Annotated in this window: 18 protein-coding genes; 13 read left to right on the top strand and 5 right to left on the bottom strand. The window is 65.1% G+C overall.

Annotation, left to right across the window (positions count from 1 at the left end; translation table 11 throughout):
• Positions 1 to 4 precede the first annotated feature (4 nt).
• Complete coding sequence (locus C8D93_RS16825) at positions 5 to 901, top strand: PPK2 family polyphosphate kinase (protein WP_110266399.1); 897 nt, start codon at positions 5 to 7, stop codon at positions 899 to 901.
• On the opposite strand, the gene C8D93_RS16820 is transcribed toward C8D93_RS16825, so the two are convergent.
• Complete coding sequence (locus tag C8D93_RS16820; protein WP_110266398.1) at positions 898 to 1,545, bottom strand: NAD-dependent epimerase/dehydratase family protein; 648 nt, start codon at positions 1,543 to 1,545, stop codon at positions 898 to 900. The genes C8D93_RS16825 and C8D93_RS16820 overlap by 4 nt on opposite strands.
• 40 nt (positions 1,546 to 1,585) lie before the next feature.
• On the opposite strand from C8D93_RS16820, the gene C8D93_RS16815 reads away from it, so the two are divergent.
• From C8D93_RS16815 to C8D93_RS16780, 8 genes are all read left to right on the top strand, one after another.
• Entirely contained in the window at positions 1,586 to 2,014 is a 429-nt protein-coding gene (locus C8D93_RS16815) for an HIT domain-containing protein (RefSeq protein ID WP_110266397.1), read from the top strand.
• A 309-nt stretch (positions 2,015 to 2,323) separates the two neighbouring features.
• The gene (locus tag C8D93_RS21005) at positions 2,324 to 3,823 is read left to right on the top strand and encodes a hypothetical protein (protein WP_211307402.1); all 1,500 of its coding nucleotides are present in this window, start codon (positions 2,324 to 2,326) and stop codon (positions 3,821 to 3,823) included.
• 110 nt (positions 3,824 to 3,933) lie between these two features.
• Entirely contained in the window at positions 3,934 to 6,330 is a 2,397-nt protein-coding gene (locus C8D93_RS16805; protein ID WP_110266396.1) for a hypothetical protein, read from the top strand.
• Positions 6,331 to 6,390: 60 nt separating this feature from the next.
• Positions 6,391 to 8,106, top strand: coding sequence for a hypothetical protein (locus tag C8D93_RS16800; RefSeq protein WP_110266395.1), 1,716 nt, complete (start codon positions 6,391 to 6,393; stop codon positions 8,104 to 8,106).
• 98 nt (positions 8,107 to 8,204) lie between these two features.
• On the top strand, positions 8,205 to 9,011 hold the full coding sequence (locus tag C8D93_RS16795) for a hypothetical protein (RefSeq protein WP_146216642.1): 807 nt from the start codon (positions 8,205 to 8,207) through the stop codon (positions 9,009 to 9,011).
• Positions 9,012 to 9,013: 2 nt separating this feature from the next.
• Positions 9,014 to 9,850, top strand: coding sequence for an Aq_1264-related membrane protein (locus C8D93_RS16790; RefSeq protein ID WP_110266393.1), 837 nt, complete (start codon positions 9,014 to 9,016; stop codon positions 9,848 to 9,850).
• A gap of 138 nt (positions 9,851 to 9,988) precedes the next feature.
• Positions 9,989 to 11,392: a hypothetical protein gene (locus tag C8D93_RS16785; protein WP_146216641.1), complete on the top strand. Its 1,404-nt coding sequence runs from the start codon at positions 9,989 to 9,991 to the stop codon at positions 11,390 to 11,392.
• An 86-nt stretch (positions 11,393 to 11,478) separates the two neighbouring features.
• Positions 11,479 to 13,461: an SDR family oxidoreductase gene (locus C8D93_RS16780; protein WP_110266391.1), complete on the top strand. Its 1,983-nt coding sequence runs from the start codon at positions 11,479 to 11,481 to the stop codon at positions 13,459 to 13,461.
• On the opposite strand, the gene C8D93_RS16775 is transcribed toward C8D93_RS16780, so the two are convergent.
• The 3 genes from C8D93_RS16775 to C8D93_RS16765 are packed head-to-tail and all read right to left on the bottom strand — an operon-like array spanning position 13,458 to position 14,991.
• Positions 13,458 to 13,694: a hypothetical protein gene (locus tag C8D93_RS16775; RefSeq protein ID WP_110266390.1), complete on the bottom strand. Its 237-nt coding sequence runs from the start codon at positions 13,692 to 13,694 to the stop codon at positions 13,458 to 13,460. The genes C8D93_RS16780 and C8D93_RS16775 overlap by 4 nt on opposite strands.
• Positions 13,684 to 13,989 (bottom strand): hypothetical protein, encoded by a 306-nt coding sequence (locus C8D93_RS16770; RefSeq protein WP_110266389.1) that lies wholly within the window; start codon positions 13,987 to 13,989, stop codon positions 13,684 to 13,686. The genes C8D93_RS16775 and C8D93_RS16770 overlap by 11 nt, the downstream gene beginning before the upstream one ends.
• A 30-nt stretch (positions 13,990 to 14,019) precedes the next feature.
• Positions 14,020 to 14,991, bottom strand: coding sequence for an integron integrase (locus tag C8D93_RS16765; protein ID WP_110266388.1), 972 nt, complete (start codon positions 14,989 to 14,991; stop codon positions 14,020 to 14,022).
• Between the two features lie 153 nt (positions 14,992 to 15,144).
• Between C8D93_RS16765 and C8D93_RS20490 the strand changes: the two genes are divergently transcribed.
• Positions 15,145 to 15,699 (top strand): hypothetical protein, encoded by a 555-nt coding sequence (locus tag C8D93_RS20490; RefSeq protein WP_146216640.1) that lies wholly within the window; start codon positions 15,145 to 15,147, stop codon positions 15,697 to 15,699.
• An 18-nt stretch (positions 15,700 to 15,717) separates the two neighbouring features.
• Entirely contained in the window at positions 15,718 to 16,263 is a 546-nt protein-coding gene (locus C8D93_RS16760; protein WP_110266387.1) for a YcxB family protein, read from the top strand.
• A 54-nt stretch (positions 16,264 to 16,317) separates the two neighbouring features.
• Here C8D93_RS16760 and C8D93_RS16755 read toward each other — a convergent pair whose 3' ends face one another.
• Complete coding sequence (locus C8D93_RS16755; RefSeq protein ID WP_170124078.1) at positions 16,318 to 17,457, bottom strand: aromatic ring-hydroxylating oxygenase subunit alpha; 1,140 nt, start codon at positions 17,455 to 17,457, stop codon at positions 16,318 to 16,320.
• A 93-nt stretch (positions 17,458 to 17,550) separates the two neighbouring features.
• Here C8D93_RS16755 and C8D93_RS16750 point away from each other — a divergent pair, with 93 nt between their 5' ends.
• A complete protein-coding gene (locus C8D93_RS16750) occupies positions 17,551 to 18,132 on the top strand; it encodes a TetR/AcrR family transcriptional regulator (RefSeq protein ID WP_110266385.1) in 582 nt (193 codons plus the stop codon).
• Between the two features lie 325 nt (positions 18,133 to 18,457).
• Positions 18,458 to 19,572 (top strand): IS3 family transposase gene (locus C8D93_RS16745; RefSeq protein WP_380731582.1). Its coding sequence is split into 2 segments (ribosomal slippage): positions 18,458 to 18,710 and positions 18,710 to 19,572, totalling 1,116 coding nucleotides; the frame shifts between segments, so codons are not numbered across the junction.
• Positions 19,573 to 19,658: the final 86 nt, after the last annotated feature.

Raw genomic sequence — 19,658 nt, 5'->3', positions numbered from 1 at the left:
CGCCATGGCCGACGACGAGGATCGCGTACCCGACAGCCCGCACCTCGTGCCCTTCGACGGTCGCTTCGACCCGGGCGGCGCGTCGACGCGACCGCCGCCCGGTGCGCCCGACAAGAGCGCATGTCGCGAGCTGCTGGCCAAGAGCGTCGAGCGGTTGAGCGACCTGCAGCGGGTGCTGTACGCCGACAACCGCCACGCCGTGCTGCTGATCTTCCAGGCGATGGACGCGGCGGGCAAGGACGGCACCATCCGTGCGGTGCTCACCGGCGTCGACCCGGCCGGCTGTCAGGTGCAGTCGTTCAAGAGCCCGTCCGCGCTGGAACTGGACCACGACTTTCTCTGGCGCCATCTGCGGGTGCTACCCGAGCGCGGGCGGATCGGCGTCTTCAACCGCAGCTGGTACGAGGAAGTGCTGGCCGTTCGGGTACACCCCGGATATCTGGATGCGCAGCGCCTGCCGCGACGTCCGGCGGATGACGCCACGCTGTGGCGCGAGCGTTTCGAATCGATCAACGACATCGAGCGGCACCTGGCCCGTAACGGCACCCTGATCCTCAAGTTCTGGCTCAACGTCTCGCGCGGCGAGCAGCGCGAACGCCTGCTGGCACGACTCGACGAGCCGGAGAAGAACTGGAAGTTCGACGCCGGCGATCTCGACACGCGCGCGCGCTGGGACGACTACATGACCGCGTATGCCGACGCGCTCAGCGCGACGTCGAAGCCCTGGGCGCCGTGGTACGCGATTCCCGCGGACAGCAAGTCGTACATGCGTCATGCAGTGGCCGACATCATCGTGCGCGCGATCGACGGCCTGTCACTGCAATATCCCGATCCACCGGCGGATGTGCTGCAGCGCCTTCACGAGCATCGCGCGACGCTCGAGCGGGACGCCCAGGGCTAGTCGGCCAGCGGCAGGTGGTGGACGTGCACGCCGGGCGTGCCGCGCAGGGCTAGGCGTTGCATCGCCTCGGCCACGTCGGCAGCACTGATCGCACGGTAGCGCGCCAGCGGCCCGCGCAGCAGCGGTGCGAGCTTCGGTGCCAGCCGCTGCGCTGCGTCTTCGGCGGGCCGCGACTGTTCGCGCGAACCGAGCAGCAGCGAGGGGCGCAGGATGTGCACCGCGGTGTATCCCATCCCGCCGACCGCGGCTTCCATGCGGCCCTTGACGCGCGAGTAGAACGCCAGCGCATGACGCGATGCGCCGACGGCGGACACCACGAGGAACTGGTGGGCCCCGGCTGCGCGAGCGCAGCGCGCCAGGTCGACCACCATGCGGTAGTCCACGTCCTCGAAGGCGGCGCGCGAGCCGGCGATGGCCCGCGTCGTGCCGAGGCAGCAGAACACGTCATCGACGGCGAGCGCGTCGCCCAGCTCGTCGAGCCGCGCGTAGTCCGTCTGCAGCTCGCGCAGGCGTTCGTGCTGAAGCCCCAACGGCCGTCGTGTCAGCGCGCGGACCTCGCGATAGGCGGGATCGTGCAGCAGGCGCTGCAGCAGCTGCGCACCGATCAGACCGGTCGGGCCGGCGACCAACGCGGATCGACTCATGCGATGCTTCCCCCGAAAGTTGTCCGGAGCAGTCTAAGGGATGGCCACCGTTTTCGAACTCGACCCGCGGCTGGCGGCCGACACCCTGCACGTCGGTGACGGTCCGCTGTGCCGCGTACTGCTGATGAACGATGCCCGCTATCCGTGGGTGATCCTCGTGCCAAGGGTCGCCGGCATCACCGAGCTTTATCAGCTGACACCGGTGCAGCGGCAGCAACTGCTCGATGAATCGGTGCAGCTAGGCGAGCGCCTGATGACGCATTTCGCCGGACACAAGCTCAATGTCGCCGCGCTCGGCAATGTGGTCGCGCAGCTGCACGTGCATCACATCGTGCGCTTTCACGGCGACGACGCGTGGCCGGGACCGGTATGGGGGCGTCATCCGCGGCGGCCTTACGGGCCCGATGTCGCGAGCGAGCGCGTCGCGGCCTTGCGCCGGTTGATCGAGATCGACGACGCCTTGGACTGAGTGCGAGCGCTACGCCCGCTGGAATGCCACGAGCTGTTCGGGGCCCTCTGGCCATCCATGGCGCGACGACGTCATCGTTTGGTCACCCGGCCTGGCCCTCCATAGCCGGGCGTTCAGCTGCGTAGCGAGCGGGGCTCGCTACGCAGCTTCACCCCCTAGAAAGGGGGCGCGGCGGATCGCACGCCCTTTCTAGAGTGTCGCCCGTGCACGGACCCCGAAAGTCCGTGCGGGGAGCTGACCGTCGTGCAACGCACGACGGCGGCGTTGCCCGGAGCAAGCGGCCGGGCCCGACACCAGGGATAACCGAACATGGGTATGCAACTTCGCTTTTCGCGCTCGTGGGGGCGTATCGGCGCCGTGATGGCGCTCTCGCTTCTGGCCGCCGCGTGCAGTGACGACGACGGCACGATCTCGCCGGCCGACGCCAACACGATGACGCAGGCGCTGGAGCTCAAGGTCGGTGACAGCGTCGCGACCAAGGCGGTCGGTGAGCTGCCCCAGGGCAGCAACCAGCCGGGCGAGCCGACCGTCGCGCTCGACGACGACGAGATCGAGGCCCGTGCCGGTTCGACGCTGGATGTCGAACTCGTGTTCACGACGGCGACGGGCGTCGACCTGAGCAGCATCTTCGCCAAGATCGGCGATGCCAGCCAGTACTACCAGATTCCGGTGTCCGGCGGGTCCAAGCGCGCCGTCAACGGCAAGGCCGGCGTGAGCTACACCGTCTCGATCGCGATTCCCCCCTTCATCGAGCCGGGCACCTTCGCGATCCGCTTCAGCGGACGCAACGCGCAGGGTCTCAATTCCAATGCGGTGCAGCTGCTGGTCAAGCTCGCGCAGGGCGGTGCCGCACCGACGCCGACGGCGGCCCCGACGGCAACGCCCACCCCGTCAGCCGCGCCGACACCCACTCCGGTGCCGACGGCCACGCCGACGGCAGCACCGACCCCGACGCCCACCGCGACACCGGGTCCGACGGCCGTACCGACACCGACGCCAGCGCCGACGGCCACACCGACTCCCCTTCCGACTCCGACGGTCGCACCGACTCCCACGCCCGCACCGACGGCAACCCCCAGCCCGACGCCGGTGCCGACGGCCACGCCGACCCCCACGCCCGGCGCAGGCAGCAAGGCCACGGCCTGCCTGAACCCGACGCTCGACCAAATCGGGACGCGCGTCGAGCAGGTGATCCGCTCGACCGACGGACAGAGCGGTGCCGACCTGACCACGACCTCGGACTCCGTCGTGATGCGCTCGACCACGTTCAAGGGCAACAACGCCAACGAGACCGAGTCCACGGTGCAGGCGCGTTCGCAGAGCAACCCGGAAGTGAACTCGGACTCGACGACGTACAGCTACACGCGTCTCGACGGCACCACGCTGAAGATCTTCGGCGTCGTCACCGAGGCCGAGGCGCAGGGCTTCACGATCACCACGACGATCTCGAACGAGCCGCCGGCCGAGGAGCGCTTCGACCTGTTGCCGGGCCAGAGCTACACGCAGAGCTACACGACCACGCAGGAGAACGGGTCGGTCGGCGGCTTCCAGATTCCGCCCACGGAGACGCAGTTCACCGTGAAGACCACCTACGTGGGACAGGAGAGCGTCACCGTACCGGCCGGCACTTTCAACGCCTGCAAGTTCACGGAAGACGCGACGGCGACCTTCGACGGTCAGACCTCCACGTCGACCGCGACGACCTGGATGGCCGTCGGCAGTGGTCAGTTCCTCAAGTCGGTCTCCGAGGGCGATACCAACGAGCTGATCAGCGCCTCGATCAACGGCGAGCCGGTCACCGGTAACTAGAACGCCAAAACCTTTGGGAAGGCTGGGCCGCTCCGCACTGCGGGGCGGCCCTTTTTGTGCCTGTCACGTTAGACTCGTCCGACAACATGTAAGCGATGTCGGGGGAGACCATGGGCAAGACAACCGCCGTGCTGCTGGGGCTGGCACTGGTGATGCCGGCGCAGGCCTACGAGGCGCAGGACGCGGAGGCCTTCTTCCCCAAATGGGGCGAATACGCGGTACCCGATACGCCGTATCGCTCCGAGAACCGCTCGGTCTCGGTCTTCGACCTCGTCGAGCGCAGCCTGACCACCGGCGTCTGGGAGGGCTCGCCCAAGGTGCAGGCCGAGCGCGAGCGCTATGCCGCCGAGTTCTACGCGACGCTCGCCTCGCGCAAGGCCTGGCACGAAGGCCACAGCCCGTACACGCACGAGTACCAGGGGCCGATCGTCTGGGACATCGTGCCGATCCCGCAGGCCGCGCCGCCGCCCTGCGACCAGCCGCAGCCGACCGGCTACGATGCCGAGTCCTGTCGCTACGTCAACTCATTGTTCAATGATTTGGAACAGCGCGATCCGGAGGCTGCGCGCGCAGCGCGCGAGATCGTCCGCCGCGGTCGCGATGTCTGGTTCAAGGGCACCTTCGGCAACCAGGACGAGGAGTATCTGCATCTCGCGCGCACGGTGGGCCGCGAAAACGTCTGGTACCCGTGGCTGGACACGCGCACGCGGCCGTACCGCTTCAGCAAGTGGGGCATGATCAATGACCCCGATTGCGAGCAGGGCGATGCCAGCACGAACTGGTACGACAAATGCCCGGACCCGCACAGCTCCGGCGTGCTCGGCTACCGCAAGTACCACGCCGATCCGCTGAAGGACGAGAGCGGCAAGGTCGTCTTCGATCCGGCCACGTCGCCATACCGCGAGGACGAGCTGCAGAAGAACCTGCGCTACGTGCTGGGCGGTCCCTGCGTGCAATGCCACGTCGCCTTCGATCCGACCAACCCACCGGAGAATCCCAACGAGCCGGAGTGGGAGAACCTCCACGCCACCATCGGCAACCAGTACACGATGCAGCCGATGCAGTACGTCATGGGCACGCCGGAGGACAGCCTCGTGCGCCAGGTGCTCGGCCGCGGCCATCGCGTCGGCACCATCGACACCTCGCTCGTCGCCACCGATTTCCAACACAACCCCGGCACGCAGAACAACGTGATGGACTTCTTCAACAAGAGGCTGTTCGAAGAAGAGATGAAACATCCGGTGACCGGTAAGATCAGCACGGCGCGCACGCGCGCGGTGCTCAAGGGCGGTGAGGATTCGGTCGGCGAACACCTGGCCCTGATCCGCGTCTACGTGAACATCGGCATGTGCACCGAGGAATGCTGGGCGCCCAACTTCCCGGTGCCCGGCTCGTTCTTCGGCGAGAAGGCCGAGCAGCAGCCGTTCCGCATCGCGCAGTGCGCGAAGGACTGCGAAGCCTGGAACCACGCCGACGCCAAGATGCCGGACCTCGCGGCCTTCCTGATGACCGGCGGCCCGACCTATCTGCTCAAGGCCGTCGATGTCGACGGCACCCCCGGCAGCGCCTTCGTCGACACCGCGAAAGTGCCGCAGGGGCGCAAGGTGTTCGCGCGCGAATGCGCGCAGTGCCACAGCTCGCGGGTCGCGCCCGACAACATCCGCGCCGACAAGGCGGCGCTCGCGCGCTTCTACGAAGGGCACGTCTTCGGTTCGGAGCAGTTCTGGGAGCTCGAGTTCACCGAGCAGGAGCGCAGCAGCGAGGCGTTCAGGGCCAAGTATCTGGTCGCCGATGCCGACGGCAACATGCGTCCGCGTCAGTTCGCCAGTGAGGGCGTGTTTGCGCAGGACTGGCTGTCCAACGACGAGCCGGTGCCGTTCCACATCGTCGGAACCAACCGCTGCCGCGCGCTGCACGACAACCACAACGAGGGCCACATCTGGGAGGAGTTCTCGTCGGAGACCTACAAGCAGCGCCCGTCGCCGGGCGCCGAGCCCAACGTGATCAACCGCATGGTGCCGCTGCTCGGCGGCAAGCAGGTGCCGGGCGAGCGCACTATCGAGGGCGGCCCGGGCTACCTGCGCAACTTCTCGCTGCTGTCGGTCTGGGCCACGGCGCCGTTCCTGCACAACAACGCCATCGGGGAGCTGACCTACCTCGATAACGGCACGACCGTCGACTACACCGTCGCCGGTCGCGTCGCGCAGTTCGAGAACGCCTACGCCGAGCTGATGATGTCCGACAACCCCGCGGATACGCCGCACCGGCCGCAGAAGATCAGCGTCACCGACCGCGACATCAAGGTCGCGCCGCGCGAGGACCAGCAGGGCTTCATCAAGCTGCCGGTCGCTGCCGGCACGCCGATCATGACCTTCACCAGCTCAGACCCGCACAAGCCGCTGTTCATGAAGTGCGACGATCCGGTCGAGAACAAGGGTCACCAGTTCGGCGTCTCGCTGTCGGACGACGAGAAGCTCGCGCTGCGCGAGTTCCTCAAGATCCTGTGATCGTGCCGATCTGCCGCCCGACGCCTTGCGCCCGGGTACAGGGGGTCTCCGCGTAGCGCGATGCGGACGCTGAGCCTCATCGTTCTCGCGCTGCTGCTCGCCGCTGCCGGCGCGTGGTGGATCGTCGGCGGGCAAGGCGATACCTCCGATGCGTCGGTCACGGCGCGTGCCGCCGAGGTCGCCGCGCAGGCGGACACCTTGTCCGCGCGCGCGATCCCGAACGACGACCTGCCGCCGGCCGGCACGCGCTCGCTGTTCGACCACCTGGTCGCGCAGAACGACGGCCTGCCGTATCCCTTCGAGGACCTGGTGGCGATGATCCAGCGGCAGGCGCCGGAGGGCAGTGCGCCGGTGCAGTTCGCGATCCCGCTCGGCCGTTCGCTGCTCAAGGCGCAGGCGGACTTTCACCAGCCGCGCGTGCTCTATGCCGCCGACTTCCACGGCCCGAACACGCCGGCCAGCCTCGGTGTCGCCGCGCGCGGGCGGCTGTTTCTCGGCTTTGTCGAGAACGCGCGCGAGATCGAGGTCATCAGCTACAACGAGCTTGCGGGTCGTTACGAGTTCCAGCTCGTGCAGGACTACGCCGCCGACGGGCAGCGGCGCATCGTCTACGCGCGCCGGGCGGTGTGCACGACCTGTCACCAGGGCGCCACGCCGATCTTCCCGCAGCGGCCCTGGAACGAAACCAATGCGCAGCCGGAGATCGGCACGCGCATTGCGGCGGCACGCGGCGGTGAGGCGTATCTCGGCGTTCCGCCGCAGGTGCCGCTGGCGATGCCCGAGCGCTTCGACGAGCTGACCGATGTCGGCGCCTTCACCGTCGCGCTGCAACGGCTGTGGATCGACGGCTGCGACAACGACGCCATGTGCAGGCGGACGATGCTCCGGCTCGGCCTGCGCTATGCAAGCGATCCGGGTGCGTTCAATGTCGACGCAGACGAGGTCGGGCGCTTGCGCGCACTACAGGCTGCGCACTGGCCGGCAGACGGGATCGCGATTCCCGAATCCGACATCCGCAATCGCGACCCGCTCGCCGCAGGACGGGGCTGGCGCGCACGGCTGCGTGTCCTGTTCGAAGCGGCGCCCGATCCGACCGCCGGCGCCAGGGACAACGAGGATCTCGAAACCTTCGACCGCCTGCCGAAACTGCCGGCGGATCTCGATCCGCTGACCCCGCGCCCGCCCAAGCGCCGGCTCGCCGCCGACACCCTCGACGGCGTCTACGGCATCGCCGCGCTGTTCACCGCCGATGACCTGCGTGCGCTCGACGCCGCGAGCGGATACGACGCGGCCCGTCTGGATGCCGCCGTTGCGGCGCTCCCGGACGCGATGTTCGACGCTGCGCCGGTCTCGCGCGTGCGCCTGCTGCAAGCACTGTTCGCTCAGATCGGCGTGCCGGTTCCGGACTACTGCTGTCTCGCCGCGAGCGCCATGTCGGCACCGGTGGCGCTCACCGCGCCGCCGCTGGAACTGTCCGCGAATTCGCCGCTGCAGCCCTATGCCGAGTACTGCTTCGGCTGCCATCGCGGCAACCCGGCGGCGCGCCTCGACTTCATGTCCGGCGAGGACGAAGCGGCCGTGGCCGCGAACATCCGCGGCAAGCCGGAGATCCGCGATGCGCTGGACTGGGCGCGCTATGAAAATACCGCGCAGGCGTCCAAGCTGATGCCGCCACCCGATTCGGCCGAGTACGCGCGCCTGCGCGCGGCCGTGGAGCGCGACCCGGCACTGCTCGAACGCATGCGCGAGCAGGTGCCCGGCCTGTTCGATTTTTGAGGGAGCCGATGGACGAGATGCTCGCAATGACTTCAAACGGTGCCGTTCGCCCCGGGTGCCGCAGCGAAGCTGCCGTGTATCGAGGGGTTGGCGGAGCGATGTCGCGGTTGGGGGCGGCCGCGTTGCGGCTACTCGACGAGAACGGGCAGAGGGTGGGCTGCGCGATCCTGACGCTGCTGTTCACGCTGCCCGCGAGTGCGGAACCCGGATTCGCCCGTCTGTACAAGCAGCAGTACGGCTACACCCCCTCGTGCAATGCCTGCCACAAGGACGGCGGCGGCACACCGGTGAATGCCTATGGCCAGCAGTTCAAGGACGCCGGCATGACCCTCGCCGCCTTCGCCGCCCTGGCCGCGCTCGATGCCGACGGCGACGGCGTCGCCAACGAGGCGGAGTCGCTGGCCAAGGCCAATCCCGCCGACGCGAAGTCGACGCCAGACATCAAGGGCGACTGGCTCGACACCGCCAGCCTGATCCCGCGCGAGGTGCAGGCCGCATTCCCGGGTGTGCGCGCCTACCTCCCGCGCGACGCGGTGCTGAGCCCGGCGGACATCGAGCGCGCGGCGGCGATGGGCGCGACGCTGACGCGTGAGGACGAGAACACCATCTACGTGCCGCTCGAGAACCAGCGGCCGGTCGGTACCGCGCTGATCTTCCCGGTCGCGCATGGCGATAAGACCTTCTTCCTGCTGATGACCACCGACCGGCAGCTGCGCATCACCGGCATCGCGCCGCTGAACACCAAGCACGTGCCGGCCGCGGCGCGCGCCGATCTCTACGCGGCGTATGCCGGCGTGGCGCTCGACGCACTGCCGGCAGCGCAGGGCGACGGGCTGCCGGCCGACATCGCGCGCGCGGTGAAGAACGCCGGCACCCTGGTCTACGTGCGCCTCAAGGGCGGCTGACGATGACTCCGCGCCGCGCCCACTTGATCGAGCTGCTGCTGGCACTGGTGCTGATCGCCGCGATCGGCGGCACGCGCGTGCTGGCCCAGGCCGCGGCCGAGCAGGACATCGCGGCCGAAGCCGCCGGGCAGGTTGCCGAGGACGAGTTCGACTTCTTCAGCGACGCGCCGGTGGTCAGCACCGACATCGTCGAGCTGCCGCCGCCGACGCCACGCTGGATCACCGTCGGCGGGCCGCTCGCCCTGATCGCGTTCTTCTTTTTCCTGATCGGTTTCTTCTGGTGGATGGTGCCGTTCCAGGCGCACACGCTGGACATCAACCTGCACCGCCTGCCCACCGGGGTGAAGCGCGGCATCGCCATGGCCACGGTGCTGTTCGGCATCGCCTTCGCCTTCGGCGCGTCCGAGATCTGGTACCAGCTGCGCCTGCACGGCAGCGCCGAGGCCTACTTCGCGCAGATGTCGCTGGGCAAGCTGATCGCCTTCACCCACGCGCACCTGTTCGGCTTCACCACCAGCTTCTTCATCATCGGCATCCCCTTCTCGCTGCAGTTCAACCACCTGTGGCCGTACCAGTGGGTGTTCCCGATCGGCCTGTCGGCCTCGCTCACCGACGTGATGTCGTGGTGGGGCATCAAGTACTTGGCGCCGAGCTTCGAGTGGGTGTCGGTTTTCTGCGGCATCCTGTTTTCTCTAAGCTATCTGTACATGCTGGTCGGCCTGCTCCGGGTGCTGCTGTTCCCGGAGGTCATCTGGGTCACCGACAAGGACGCCGGCGAGCGTCTGGGCCGTCGGCGGGCGCTGCGCGAGGCAGCGCAACACCGGGAAGGCGACTACTGAGCGCAGGCGGCGCGGACGGCACGGTTCTGGCGTCTGCCGGCTACCCGGTGCCGACCCGGGCCATGGATGCAGACACCAGGACGAGCGGAGACGGCTGTGGGGCGGAGTGCGGGAACATCGATCAGCGTGGCGATCAGCGTGGCGACCATCGCGGCCGGACTGCTGGGCGCCTGCGCGGGCCTGTCGCCGCAGCGTTCCCCGGACCTGCCGCCGGAGGCCCTGTTCGACCGCAGCCTCGTCGTCGTGCGCCAGCCGGCGCCGCCGCTGCAGGCCGACGGGATCGGCGACGACCTGGCCGCGGAATACGGGCTCGCGGACCCCGCCGCCGGCATCGGCCGCGGCCTGGCGATCCGGCTGGCGACCGAGCGCGGCATGATCGTGCTGTCCACGGACGCCGAGCCGTCCGCCGTCTCGGAGCCCGCGGCACTCGCCGCCGCTCACCCCGGCGCGGACTACGTTCTCGACGTGAAGACCCTCAGCTGGGGACTCGACAACTACGTCACCGCGCGCAGCCGCTACCGGCTCAACTACGCGGCGCGCTTGCGGCTCGTCGACGCCCAGGGCGCGCTCGTGGCCACCGCCGAATGCCGCAGCGAGCAGGGGGACATCGACAACCCGCCGTCGCGCGAGGCGCTGCTCGCGCAGAACGCCTTCCTCGTGAAAGGCTATCTCGATCTGGCGACGGCGCACTGCATCGAGCACGCCGCCGCGCGCATGCTCGGCCTGCGTGCGCCCGAGCCGCAGGTCGCATCGCGGCGCGGCGAGCCGATCCTCGTGCCGTCCGCGAAGCCCGCGGTCGCCAGCCGTCCGGTGCAGCTGCCGGCCGCGGCGCCCATGCCGTCGGTGCACGAATTCTTCGACGACAGCGTGGTCCCGGCGCCGACCCCGACCGCTACGCCGCAAGCTGCGGTACTGCCGCGTATCGCGGCAGCTCCGGCACCCGTCTCTACGCCGACGCCGCGTCCGACCGTCCGGCCGATGCCGTCGCCGTCTCCCAGCGTGCGGCCGATGCCGACGCCTGTCCCTACGCCGACGCCAACACCCGCCCCGACGCCTGCACCGACGTCCGTACCGACACCGGCCCCGGCCCCGGCTGCGACGCCGACGCCGGTCGCCACCCCCGTCGTGCTGCCGCGTCCGCCGGCAAATCCGAAGCCGGCCCCGCGCATCGAAGCGACGGCGCGCCCGCCGCTACCGGCGCCGACAGCCGCGCCACAGGTCCTGACGGCGCCGCCGGCCGAGCCCCGGCTGGAGGACGAGCTGCCGCGCAGCGACCGGCTCAGCCCGGCCGCCCGCGCCTCCGGTCAGGTGATCGAGCTGCTGCAGGACACCCCCTTCCGCGACAGCCCGCGCATCGGGACGCGGATCTCGCGCACGCTGCCGGCCGGCACCGAGGTGGTCGTGCGCCAGCGCGTCTACAACGCCGAGGGCGAATGGTGGTTCGTGATCATCCCCGGCGACATTGGCTGGATGCGCTCGCCCGATCCCATCCCCTACGGCAGCCCCCGCGCCGGCACCGACACGCGCGCCGACAGGCCGTGACGGCGCCACGGCGACATCGTTTCGCCGCGACGGTCCGGTAAGATGATTTTCCGGTCGCATAACGAGATGTGTGGAGAGAAAAGACCATGAACTACTTCGTCACCGGCGCCACCGGTTTCATCGGCAAGTTCCTGCTCGAAGAACTGCTCAAGCGCGAGGACGCCAAGGTCCACGTGCTGGTGCGCGAGTCGTCCAGGGGCAAAGTCGAGGCCCTGCAGGCCCGCTACGGCGCCGCCGGCAAGCGCGTGGTGCCCGTGATCGGCGACGTGACCCAGCCGGGCCTGGTCTCGCCGGCCGACCTGAAGAAGCTGGCCGGCAAGATCGACCACGTCTTCCACCTCGCCGCCGTCTATGACATGAACATGGACGACGCCACCGGCGACCGCATCAACAACGAAGGCACGCGCAATCTCGTCGCCTTCTGCAACGAGCTGGGCGGCAAGGTGCGGCTGCACCACGTCTCCAGCGTCGCGGTGGCCGGCGGCGACTTCGTCGGCCGTTTCACCGAGGACATGTTCGACGAGGGCCAGCGCCTCGGCCATCCGTACTTCCGCACCAAGTACGAGTCGGAAAAGATCGTGCGCGACGAGGCGCAGGTGCCGTTCCGCATCTACCGCCCCGGTGCCGTCGTCGGTCACTCCGAGACCGGCGAGATGGACAAGATCGACGGCCCGTACTACTTCTTCAAGACCATCCAGAAGATCAGCTACTCGGTGCCCAAGTGGCTGCCGCTGCTCGGCGTGGAGGGCGGCCGCGTGCCGCTGGCGCCGGTCGACTACGTGGCCAAGGCCATCGACACGATCGCGCACAAGGACGGGCACGACGGTGAGTGCTTCTGCCTGATCCAGTCGCGCTCGCCCACGGTCGGCGAGCTGCTGCAGACCCTGTTCGAGGCCGCGCACGGCCCGCAGTTCGCCAAGAAGTTCGAACTGCCGCCGGTGCCCACCGGCGTGCGGCAGCTCACCACCGAAGTCGGCTCGCGCATTCCGGATGTCGTGCGCCGGCGCATCTCCAAGGCCATCGGCGTGCCGGTGTCGGTGCTCGGCTATGTCAGCAACCAGGCCGTGTTCGACGACAAGCACACGCGCAAGGTGCTCAAGGGTTCCGGCGTCAGTTGTCCTGACATCCGTGACTACGCCGACAAGCTCTGGGCCTACTGGGAGCTGCAGCTCGACCTGCACGTGAAGGTGCCCGAGCGTGCGGTGCAGAAACTTGGCGGCAAGGTGGCCGTGGTCACCGGCGCATCGAGCGGCATCGGTTTCGTGGTGTCCAAGAAGCTGGCCGCTGCCGGCTCCAAGGTGATCCTGGTCGCGCGCACCAAGGAAAAGCTCGACGAGACCCGTGCGGTCATCGAGAAGATGGGCGGCGAGGCGCATGTGTACCCGTGCGACCTCAACGACATGGCCGCGATCGACGCCTGCGCGCAGCAGATCCTCGCCGACTTCGGCCACGTGGACATTCTCGTCAACAACGCCGGCCGCTCGATCCGCCGCGCCGTGTTCGAGTCGATGGAACGCTTCCACGACTTCGAGCGCACGATGCAGCTCAACTACTTCGGCGCCGTGCGCATGATCCTCAACTTCCTGCCCGGCATGTCCAAGCGCAAGAGCGGGCAGATCGTCAACATCAGCTCCATCGGCGTGCTCGCCAACGCCGCGCGCTTCTCCGCCTACGTGGCGAGCAAGGCCGCGCTGGATGCGTTCTCGCGCTGCCTGTCGGCGGAGGTCAAGCACCTCAACATCGAGGTCACGGCCATCTACATGCCGCTGGTGCGCACGCCGATGATCGCGCCCACCAAGCTCTACGACTACGTGCCCACCTGGAGTCCCGAGAAGGCCGGCGACACCGTGATGAAGGCGATCCTCGACCGCCCCAAGTCCATCGCCACGCCGCTGGGCACCGCCGCTGCCGTGAGCTACGCACTGTGGCCCAAGCTCAACGACTACGTGCTCAACAAGGGCTTCAATCTGTTCCCATCCTCCAGCGCCGCCAAGGGCCGCCGCGAAGGCGCCAAGCCGACGCTGGAACAGGTGGTCTTCGCCAACCTGTTCAAGGGCGAGTACTTCTAACCGCGATCTTCCTCCTCTCCCCGTTCACGGGGGGAGGGCTGGGGTGAGGGGCCGGCGGTGAGGGCAGCCTCCCGCTGGCGCCGAAAGTGCGCCACCAGCTCCGCCATGTCCTCCATGGCCTGGATTTTCTCGCGCTGCGGCAAAGCCCGGAACCGCAGATGCTGCGCCACGCGCACCGCGTCGAAGCTGACCGGCCAGTCGCCGGGCGGGAGTTCGATATCGCTATTGGTCACGGATTCGCTCCCGGATACTGACCAGTTCTTCAATGTCCGCCAGATCCTTCGTCCGACCCGCGAGCCGCTTCATTTCGATGAGCGTATCCAGACTCGCCACCGGCAGTTTTAATCCCAGCACCAGCTCCTGAATGTATGCGGCAGCGTACTCACGGTCGAAATCGAAAGGCTCGGTCACAAAGACGTCGATATTCGTTTCGCGGTGCGCGTCGCTGTGCATATTCAGCACCGTCATGCCCTCCTGATCAACCCAGGCCTGCCGGACTTGCTCATCGGCAAATTGCTCCGCGGTCACCGGTACCAAAGGCCGAAGCAGTGCTTCGCATCAGCCCACTCTATCGAGCGGGCTGACCACGCCTCGCCCACCCCGATTGAGGACGTGAGTGTAGATCATGGTCGTGCTCACATCGGAGTGACCGAGCAGCTCCTGCACCGTGCGGATGTCGTAGCCGGCTTGCAGCAGGTGCGTCGCAAACGAGTGCCGCAGCACGTGCGGAGAACAAGGCTTGGCAATGCGCACGCGATGCGCGGCCGTCGCAATCGCCCGCTGAACCGTGTCGGGCTGAATGTGATGTCGCCGTACCACGCCGGATCGGGGATCGGTCGAAAGTTGTCGCGACGGAAATACGAACTGCCAGCCCCAGGCCCGTGCAGCCTGCGGATACTTCACCGCCAGTGCATCGGGCAGCCAGACCTGTCCAAAACCTGCAGACAGATCGGCATCGTGCAGCGCCTTTGATGATGCCATCTGCTGACGGAGCGGCAGGACCAGATTCTCCGGCAGCACTGTCACCCGATCCTTTCCGCCCTTGCCTTGGCGGACCGCTACCTCCCGTCGCTGCAGTTCCACGTCCTTCACCCGCAGACGCAGCGCCTCCTGCTGGCGCAGGCCGGCGCCATACAGCAGGCTGGCAATCAGACCCGAGACGCCGCTCATGGCAAGGAGCAGGCGGCGGACCTCATTCTCGGTGAGCACGACCGGAAGTCGTTGGCGCGGTTTGGCCTGAACGATCTCGTCAAGCCACGGCAGCTCCAGTTCAAGCACATGCCGGTACAGGAAAAGAATCGCGGCCTTGGCCTGATTCTGGGTCGACGGGGAAACATTCCGACCAACCGCCAGATGCGAGAGAAATGCTGTCACCTCCGCGGCACCAAGATCCCGCGGGTGCCGCTTGTCGTGAAACAGAATGAAACGACGTACCCAGTCGCAGTACGCCCGCTCAGTGCTCAAGCTGTAGTGCCTGACCCGGATCGCCTCCCGCAGCCGGTCCAGCAAACGCACTGGTTTGCCTTCCATTTCCTGACCCCTCACCTGTCCGGAAATATTTATGCAGCATAAAACGGACTTCCACGGCTAAACCATTGGCCAGATGGATAATTGAACTTTTATCACCGCTATGGCAGCGTCCCCGACATCGGCACAAATCTAGTTGGGCCTAGGAGAAGCTTGGTGACAGGTGTCTTTGCAACAGTCCTCAGCGGTGTACTTGTCTTCGTACTAGGGCAAGTCTTCCTGAAGATGATTCTGGAGCCAGTCAATAAGTTGAAGCAGACCATCGCGTCGGTTTCACACGCGTATCTTCTGCATGCTCCGGTGTTCTTCAATCCTGTGGTTTCTCAAGATGACGAAAAGAAGAAGACACGAGAGCAGTTCCGACTTTTGTCTGGCCAGCTATACGCTGATGCAAAGATGATCCCGCTCTATCGTCACGTGAGCCGTGTTTTCGGTTTGCCTTCGTGGGAGAAGGTCCACGAGTCAGCACAGTGTCTCGTTGCCATCGGGAACTGGCTCTTTTCCGGGAACACGGCAACCATAGAGCACATCCTCAAGAATTGGCAGCAGGCCGCAGATAATCTTGGCTTGTATATCGCGCCAGCTGACCGCGTAGATGATGAGCTTCTGAATCAAGCTATCAGAAATGCGCTGGGCAGACGTGACTCGGCCCAACCATCGGCTCCACCCGACGTCCCTGCCGCCGCTCCGCGGCGCCAGGGCCGCGAGTGAACCGGGGCGTTGGGCATCATGAAAGCAATTGTCAGCATCAAGCGGAGCGATTTACTTCTGATCAGTCTCTACACGCTCCCAAGAGCACACTCAAACTATATCTTCATGGGGATTCTTGGGCTTGGCATATTCGCATTTCTTTTGTTTCGAGAGCAGTGCGTTTCCGTTCGGACCGTCTTTGTCGCAGCGGTGGCGTCTATTGGTGGCGCACTTGGCGGACTGCTTGGAGGGTTCGCAGTTTCCACGCTGATGATGCTGATCACGGTTGGCGACAAAGGCGGCGTGCTCGGAGTTCACGAGTACACGCTTTCCCCGGAGGGGCTGCGTGAGAAGACAGACGCAAATGAAGGCCTAAATAGGTGGTCGGGCGTTCTGTCTCTCACCAAGCAGCGGCACCACCTACTCATCCGCATAAGCAGCTATATGTTCCACATCATTCCGAGGCGATCATTTTCGTCGGCGGCCGAGTTTGAGGCATTTTGCAGTCAAGCCGCCGAGCTGTGGAGTGCGGCCCAACAACGTGCTCAAGCCGACGGCCCCGCCTCCGGCGGGTCCGCGGCTTAGCCCGGGCGTTGGGCGGCAAGTGAGATTACCTGCAAACCGAAAGGCTATTTGTCGCTAGGCTTCTGGCGGGTGCAAGTGAGAACGAACGGTCTCATTGAAGCGATTCAGGGCGCCTTCAAAGCGACCGAATCTCAGGGCGTCGTTGGCGCCGCTGAGTAGCCCTGACTGGATGCTTTCACCGATATCGAAGTCCTCGTTGAGCGTGGTCACAGTCAGCTGATGGTTTTTGTCCCAATAGTCTTGAGTCTGCTTCGAATCAGCCGGTTTAAGCGTCATCATTCGTACTTCGCTGCGATCGGCGGCTAGCGCGCTAATTCCGATCCAGATCACGTGATCAGACTGTACCAACAGTGAACTGCTAGGGAACACATTCAACAAGATATTGGCATGCTCCCGAATATTCCATTGCTCACGAGGCTGTTCTTGCAGCTCTGAGATTGATGCTCGTGGTAACACGGATCGCATATGTGGCCCGAGGCACTGATAACTGGAAAGATTGTCGTTGAACAGCGGCGCGATAGTGTTTCGGTGTGCGACGCGAAAGTGATAAGCCTCGATGCCGCCTTCTACCAATATTTTCCAGTTACAGTGTCGCAATTGCACGTCTGACTGATGCGCCACGAGTCGCTCGGTTCCGGCCCAGGCCAAGGCCGAATCGAATTCACCCAAGTACTCTTCAATGTTCTGCCGACCATGCTCTGGCAACAGCCAGATGAAACCATGTCGCACGGCTATTGGAACGGGTTTCAAGTTGAGATCTTCCTTGTTCACGCCCGGAAACCCTGCGTCAAAATGTGGGCCATTCACAAACTGTCCGCGGCTATCCCAGGTCCAGGCGTGGTAAGGGCAAGAATGTCGCCGCTTGCAGCCACTTTCATCATTCACAAGGCGCGTTCCCCGGTGGCGACAAACATTGATAAATCCCCGAACCTCATTGTCATCCCCTCGAAGTAGTAACAGTGGTCGCTGATTGACCGTGCGCCGAAGAAAGCTGTTGGGGCCATCGAGTTCACTGGCATGGGCGATGATCAAAGGCATGCGATCAAAAATCTGCCTCATTTCGGTGGTGAAGCGTGTCGCATCTGTGTAGTCGTCGACTGGATTACTGGTCGGTGCATCGTCCAGGAAAAGCTGCTTTTCCTTCTTTAATCCTACGAGCTCCTCGAGCAGGATCACTTCTTCATCGCGGCGCATGGTTGGCTCCTTACCAATTGGTAGGCCGCTATTCTGGCTTACCATGTGGTAAGCGTCAAGCTATACTGGTTACAGACCAGCACAGGACAAGCTATGGAAACGCGTCAGAGGATGCTCGCCGCCGCCTTGAGGCTCTTTGCCGAGAGAGGGTTTTATGGTGCGAGCATGGATCAGATCGCACGGGAGTTGGACCTCACCAAGCAGGCGCTGATTCATCACTTCGGGACTAAAGAGAAGCTCTACGGCGCCGTGCTTGTTGCGATCTCCGAGCGATTAATGACGGAGGCTATACAGCCGACTGAGGTTGAATCAGCAAGTGCATTTGCCGATGCGGTTTCCCGCATTTATCTGCGAACACTGCAACATCGGGAAGACACGCTCCTTCTCATGCGTGAACTCCTGGACAACCGCCGTCGTGCGGCCCAAGCAGGAACCTGGTATCTCAAACCGTTCTTGGATGGATTGGCCGACCTGTTGCGTCGCGATCCAAACTGGCAAGAAGAGGATGAGGGGTCAATTTTCACTCATGTCTATCAAGTGTTGGGAGCAATCAATTATTTTGCTGTTTCGACCGCGACGCTCGAAAATATGTATTCTGTTGAGCATGTTGAAGCCATGCAGGAATGCTTTCCAGAACGTCTTCGAAAACTGGCTATGGCCGGAGTGGACACTTGAAGCTTGGTTTATTAACGACCAGACAAGCGGCGTGAGTGTTGGCGTGTTGCCGCCCAACAAATCGCTGCAGGGGACGTTTGACCCGCAGCCCATTTTGCTTCCGCAAAATGGCCCGCGCCTCAAACGCCCCTGAGCTCAGGCGTTGGGCTTCAGATCAAGATGAGTAAGTCTGCAAAGCTCATGCTTTTCAATCTCCTCCACACCACAGACACGTCAACCGTTAGCTTGGTGATGTGGCGGCGGCTGATGGGAGCCGTGCGACGTCCCCCCGTAGTTGAGTAGCGTCGCGGTTTGGAATCCAATCCCTTAACGAAGGAGATTGGACGTGAAGAAGCGATTCAGCGAAGAACAGATCATCGGGTTCCTCAAGGAGGCCGATTCGGGTGTGCCGGTAAAGGAGCTGTGCAGGCGGCACGGCTTTTCGGATGCCAGCTACTACCTGTGGCGCAGCAAGTTCGGCGGCATGGACGTGACGGACGCCAAGCGGCTCAAGGCGCTGGAGACGGAGAACGCGAAGCTGAAGAAGCTGCTGGCCGAGGCCCTGCTCGAAAACGAAGTGACGAAGGAAGTCCTTCGAAAAAAGTGGTGACCGCACCGGCTCGTCGCGAGGTGGTGCGGGTGATGAAGGATCGAGGGATGAGCGAGCGGCATGCGCTGCGCGTCGTGGGCATGAGCGCGTCCGCGCTGCGCTACGTTGCCCGGCCCGACGGCAATGATGAGCTGCGCCAGGAGATCGTGGCACTGGCTCAGCGGCACCGTCGCTACGGCGCAGAGATGATCTATCTGAAGCTTCGCCAGGCGGGGCATCTGGTCAATCACAAACGCGTCGAACGGCTGTACGCCCTGGAGAAGCTGCAAGTTCGTCGACGGCGACGCAAGAAGATCCAGCCTGGCGATCGGCAGCCGCTGATTAGACCTGGCGCAGCCAACGAAGTCTGGTCGATGGACTTTGTCTTCGATCGCATCGCCTCTGGCCGCGCACTCAAGTGCCTGGCCATTGTCGACGACGCCACGCACGAAGCCGTCGCCGTCATCCCCGAGCACAGCATCGGTGGTGACCATCTGGTCAGACTGATGGACGAGATCTGCGCGATCCGCGGCAAGCCATCGATCATCCGAACCGATAACGGCAAGGAGTTCACCGGCCGAGCGATGCTGACCTGGGCTCATCGTCACGGTATCGCACTGCGGCTGATCGATCCGGGCAAGCCGAATCAGAACGCCTACATCGAATCCTTCAACGGACGACTGCGCGACGAGTGCCTCAACGAGCACTGGTTCGTCAGCCTCAATCACGCTCGGGCGGTCATCCGCGCTTGGACCAAGGAGTACAACGAAGAACGACCCAAGAAAGCACTTGGCGGGCTGACGCCCGCCGGCTATGCAAAGCAGTTGGCCGCAAAGGCCGTTACATTAACCTCGGATTGGAGTTGGAGTTGACCCGCTCTCACGGACAGGTGGTCGCTTGATTCTCAAGCGATGGATTCAGTCTCCGCTGTGCGGAGCTTGGCGGCTGTCGATGGTGG

The sequence above is a fragment of the Sinimarinibacterium flocculans genome, assembly GCF_003201205.1.
In the GTDB taxonomy this organism is placed as follows: Bacteria; Pseudomonadota; Gammaproteobacteria; order Nevskiales; family Nevskiaceae; genus Solimonas; species Solimonas flocculans.
This window is presented reverse-complemented; position numbering and strand designations above follow the sequence as displayed.

What these genes read in the sequence shown, in the direction of transcription:
- C8D93_RS16825 (WP_110266399.1), top strand. Translation starts at nt 5, where the DNA reads ATGGCCGACGACGAGGATCGCGTACCCGACAGCCCGCACCTCGTGCCC.
- C8D93_RS16820 (WP_110266398.1), bottom strand. Translation starts at nt 1,545, where the DNA reads ATGAGTCGATCCGCGTTGGTCGCCGGCCCGACCGGTCTGATCGGTGCG.
- C8D93_RS16815 (WP_110266397.1), top strand. Translation starts at nt 1,586, where the DNA reads ATGGCCACCGTTTTCGAACTCGACCCGCGGCTGGCGGCCGACACCCTG.
- C8D93_RS21005 (WP_211307402.1), top strand. Translation starts at nt 2,324, where the DNA reads ATGGGTATGCAACTTCGCTTTTCGCGCTCGTGGGGGCGTATCGGCGCC.
- C8D93_RS16805 (WP_110266396.1), top strand. Translation starts at nt 3,934, where the DNA reads ATGGGCAAGACAACCGCCGTGCTGCTGGGGCTGGCACTGGTGATGCCG.
- C8D93_RS16800 (WP_110266395.1), top strand. Translation starts at nt 6,391, where the DNA reads ATGCGGACGCTGAGCCTCATCGTTCTCGCGCTGCTGCTCGCCGCTGCC.
- C8D93_RS16795 (WP_146216642.1), top strand. Translation starts at nt 8,205, where the DNA reads ATGTCGCGGTTGGGGGCGGCCGCGTTGCGGCTACTCGACGAGAACGGG.
- C8D93_RS16790 (WP_110266393.1), top strand. Translation starts at nt 9,014, where the DNA reads ATGACTCCGCGCCGCGCCCACTTGATCGAGCTGCTGCTGGCACTGGTG.
- C8D93_RS16780 (WP_110266391.1), top strand. Translation starts at nt 11,479, where the DNA reads ATGAACTACTTCGTCACCGGCGCCACCGGTTTCATCGGCAAGTTCCTG.
- C8D93_RS16765 (WP_110266388.1), bottom strand. Translation starts at nt 14,991, where the DNA reads ATGGAAGGCAAACCAGTGCGTTTGCTGGACCGGCTGCGGGAGGCGATC.
- C8D93_RS16760 (WP_110266387.1), top strand. Translation starts at nt 15,718, where the DNA reads ATGAAAGCAATTGTCAGCATCAAGCGGAGCGATTTACTTCTGATCAGT.
- C8D93_RS16755 (WP_170124078.1), bottom strand. Translation starts at nt 17,457, where the DNA reads ATGCGCCGCGATGAAGAAGTGATCCTGCTCGAGGAGCTCGTAGGATTA.
- C8D93_RS16750 (WP_110266385.1), top strand. Translation starts at nt 17,551, where the DNA reads ATGGAAACGCGTCAGAGGATGCTCGCCGCCGCCTTGAGGCTCTTTGCC.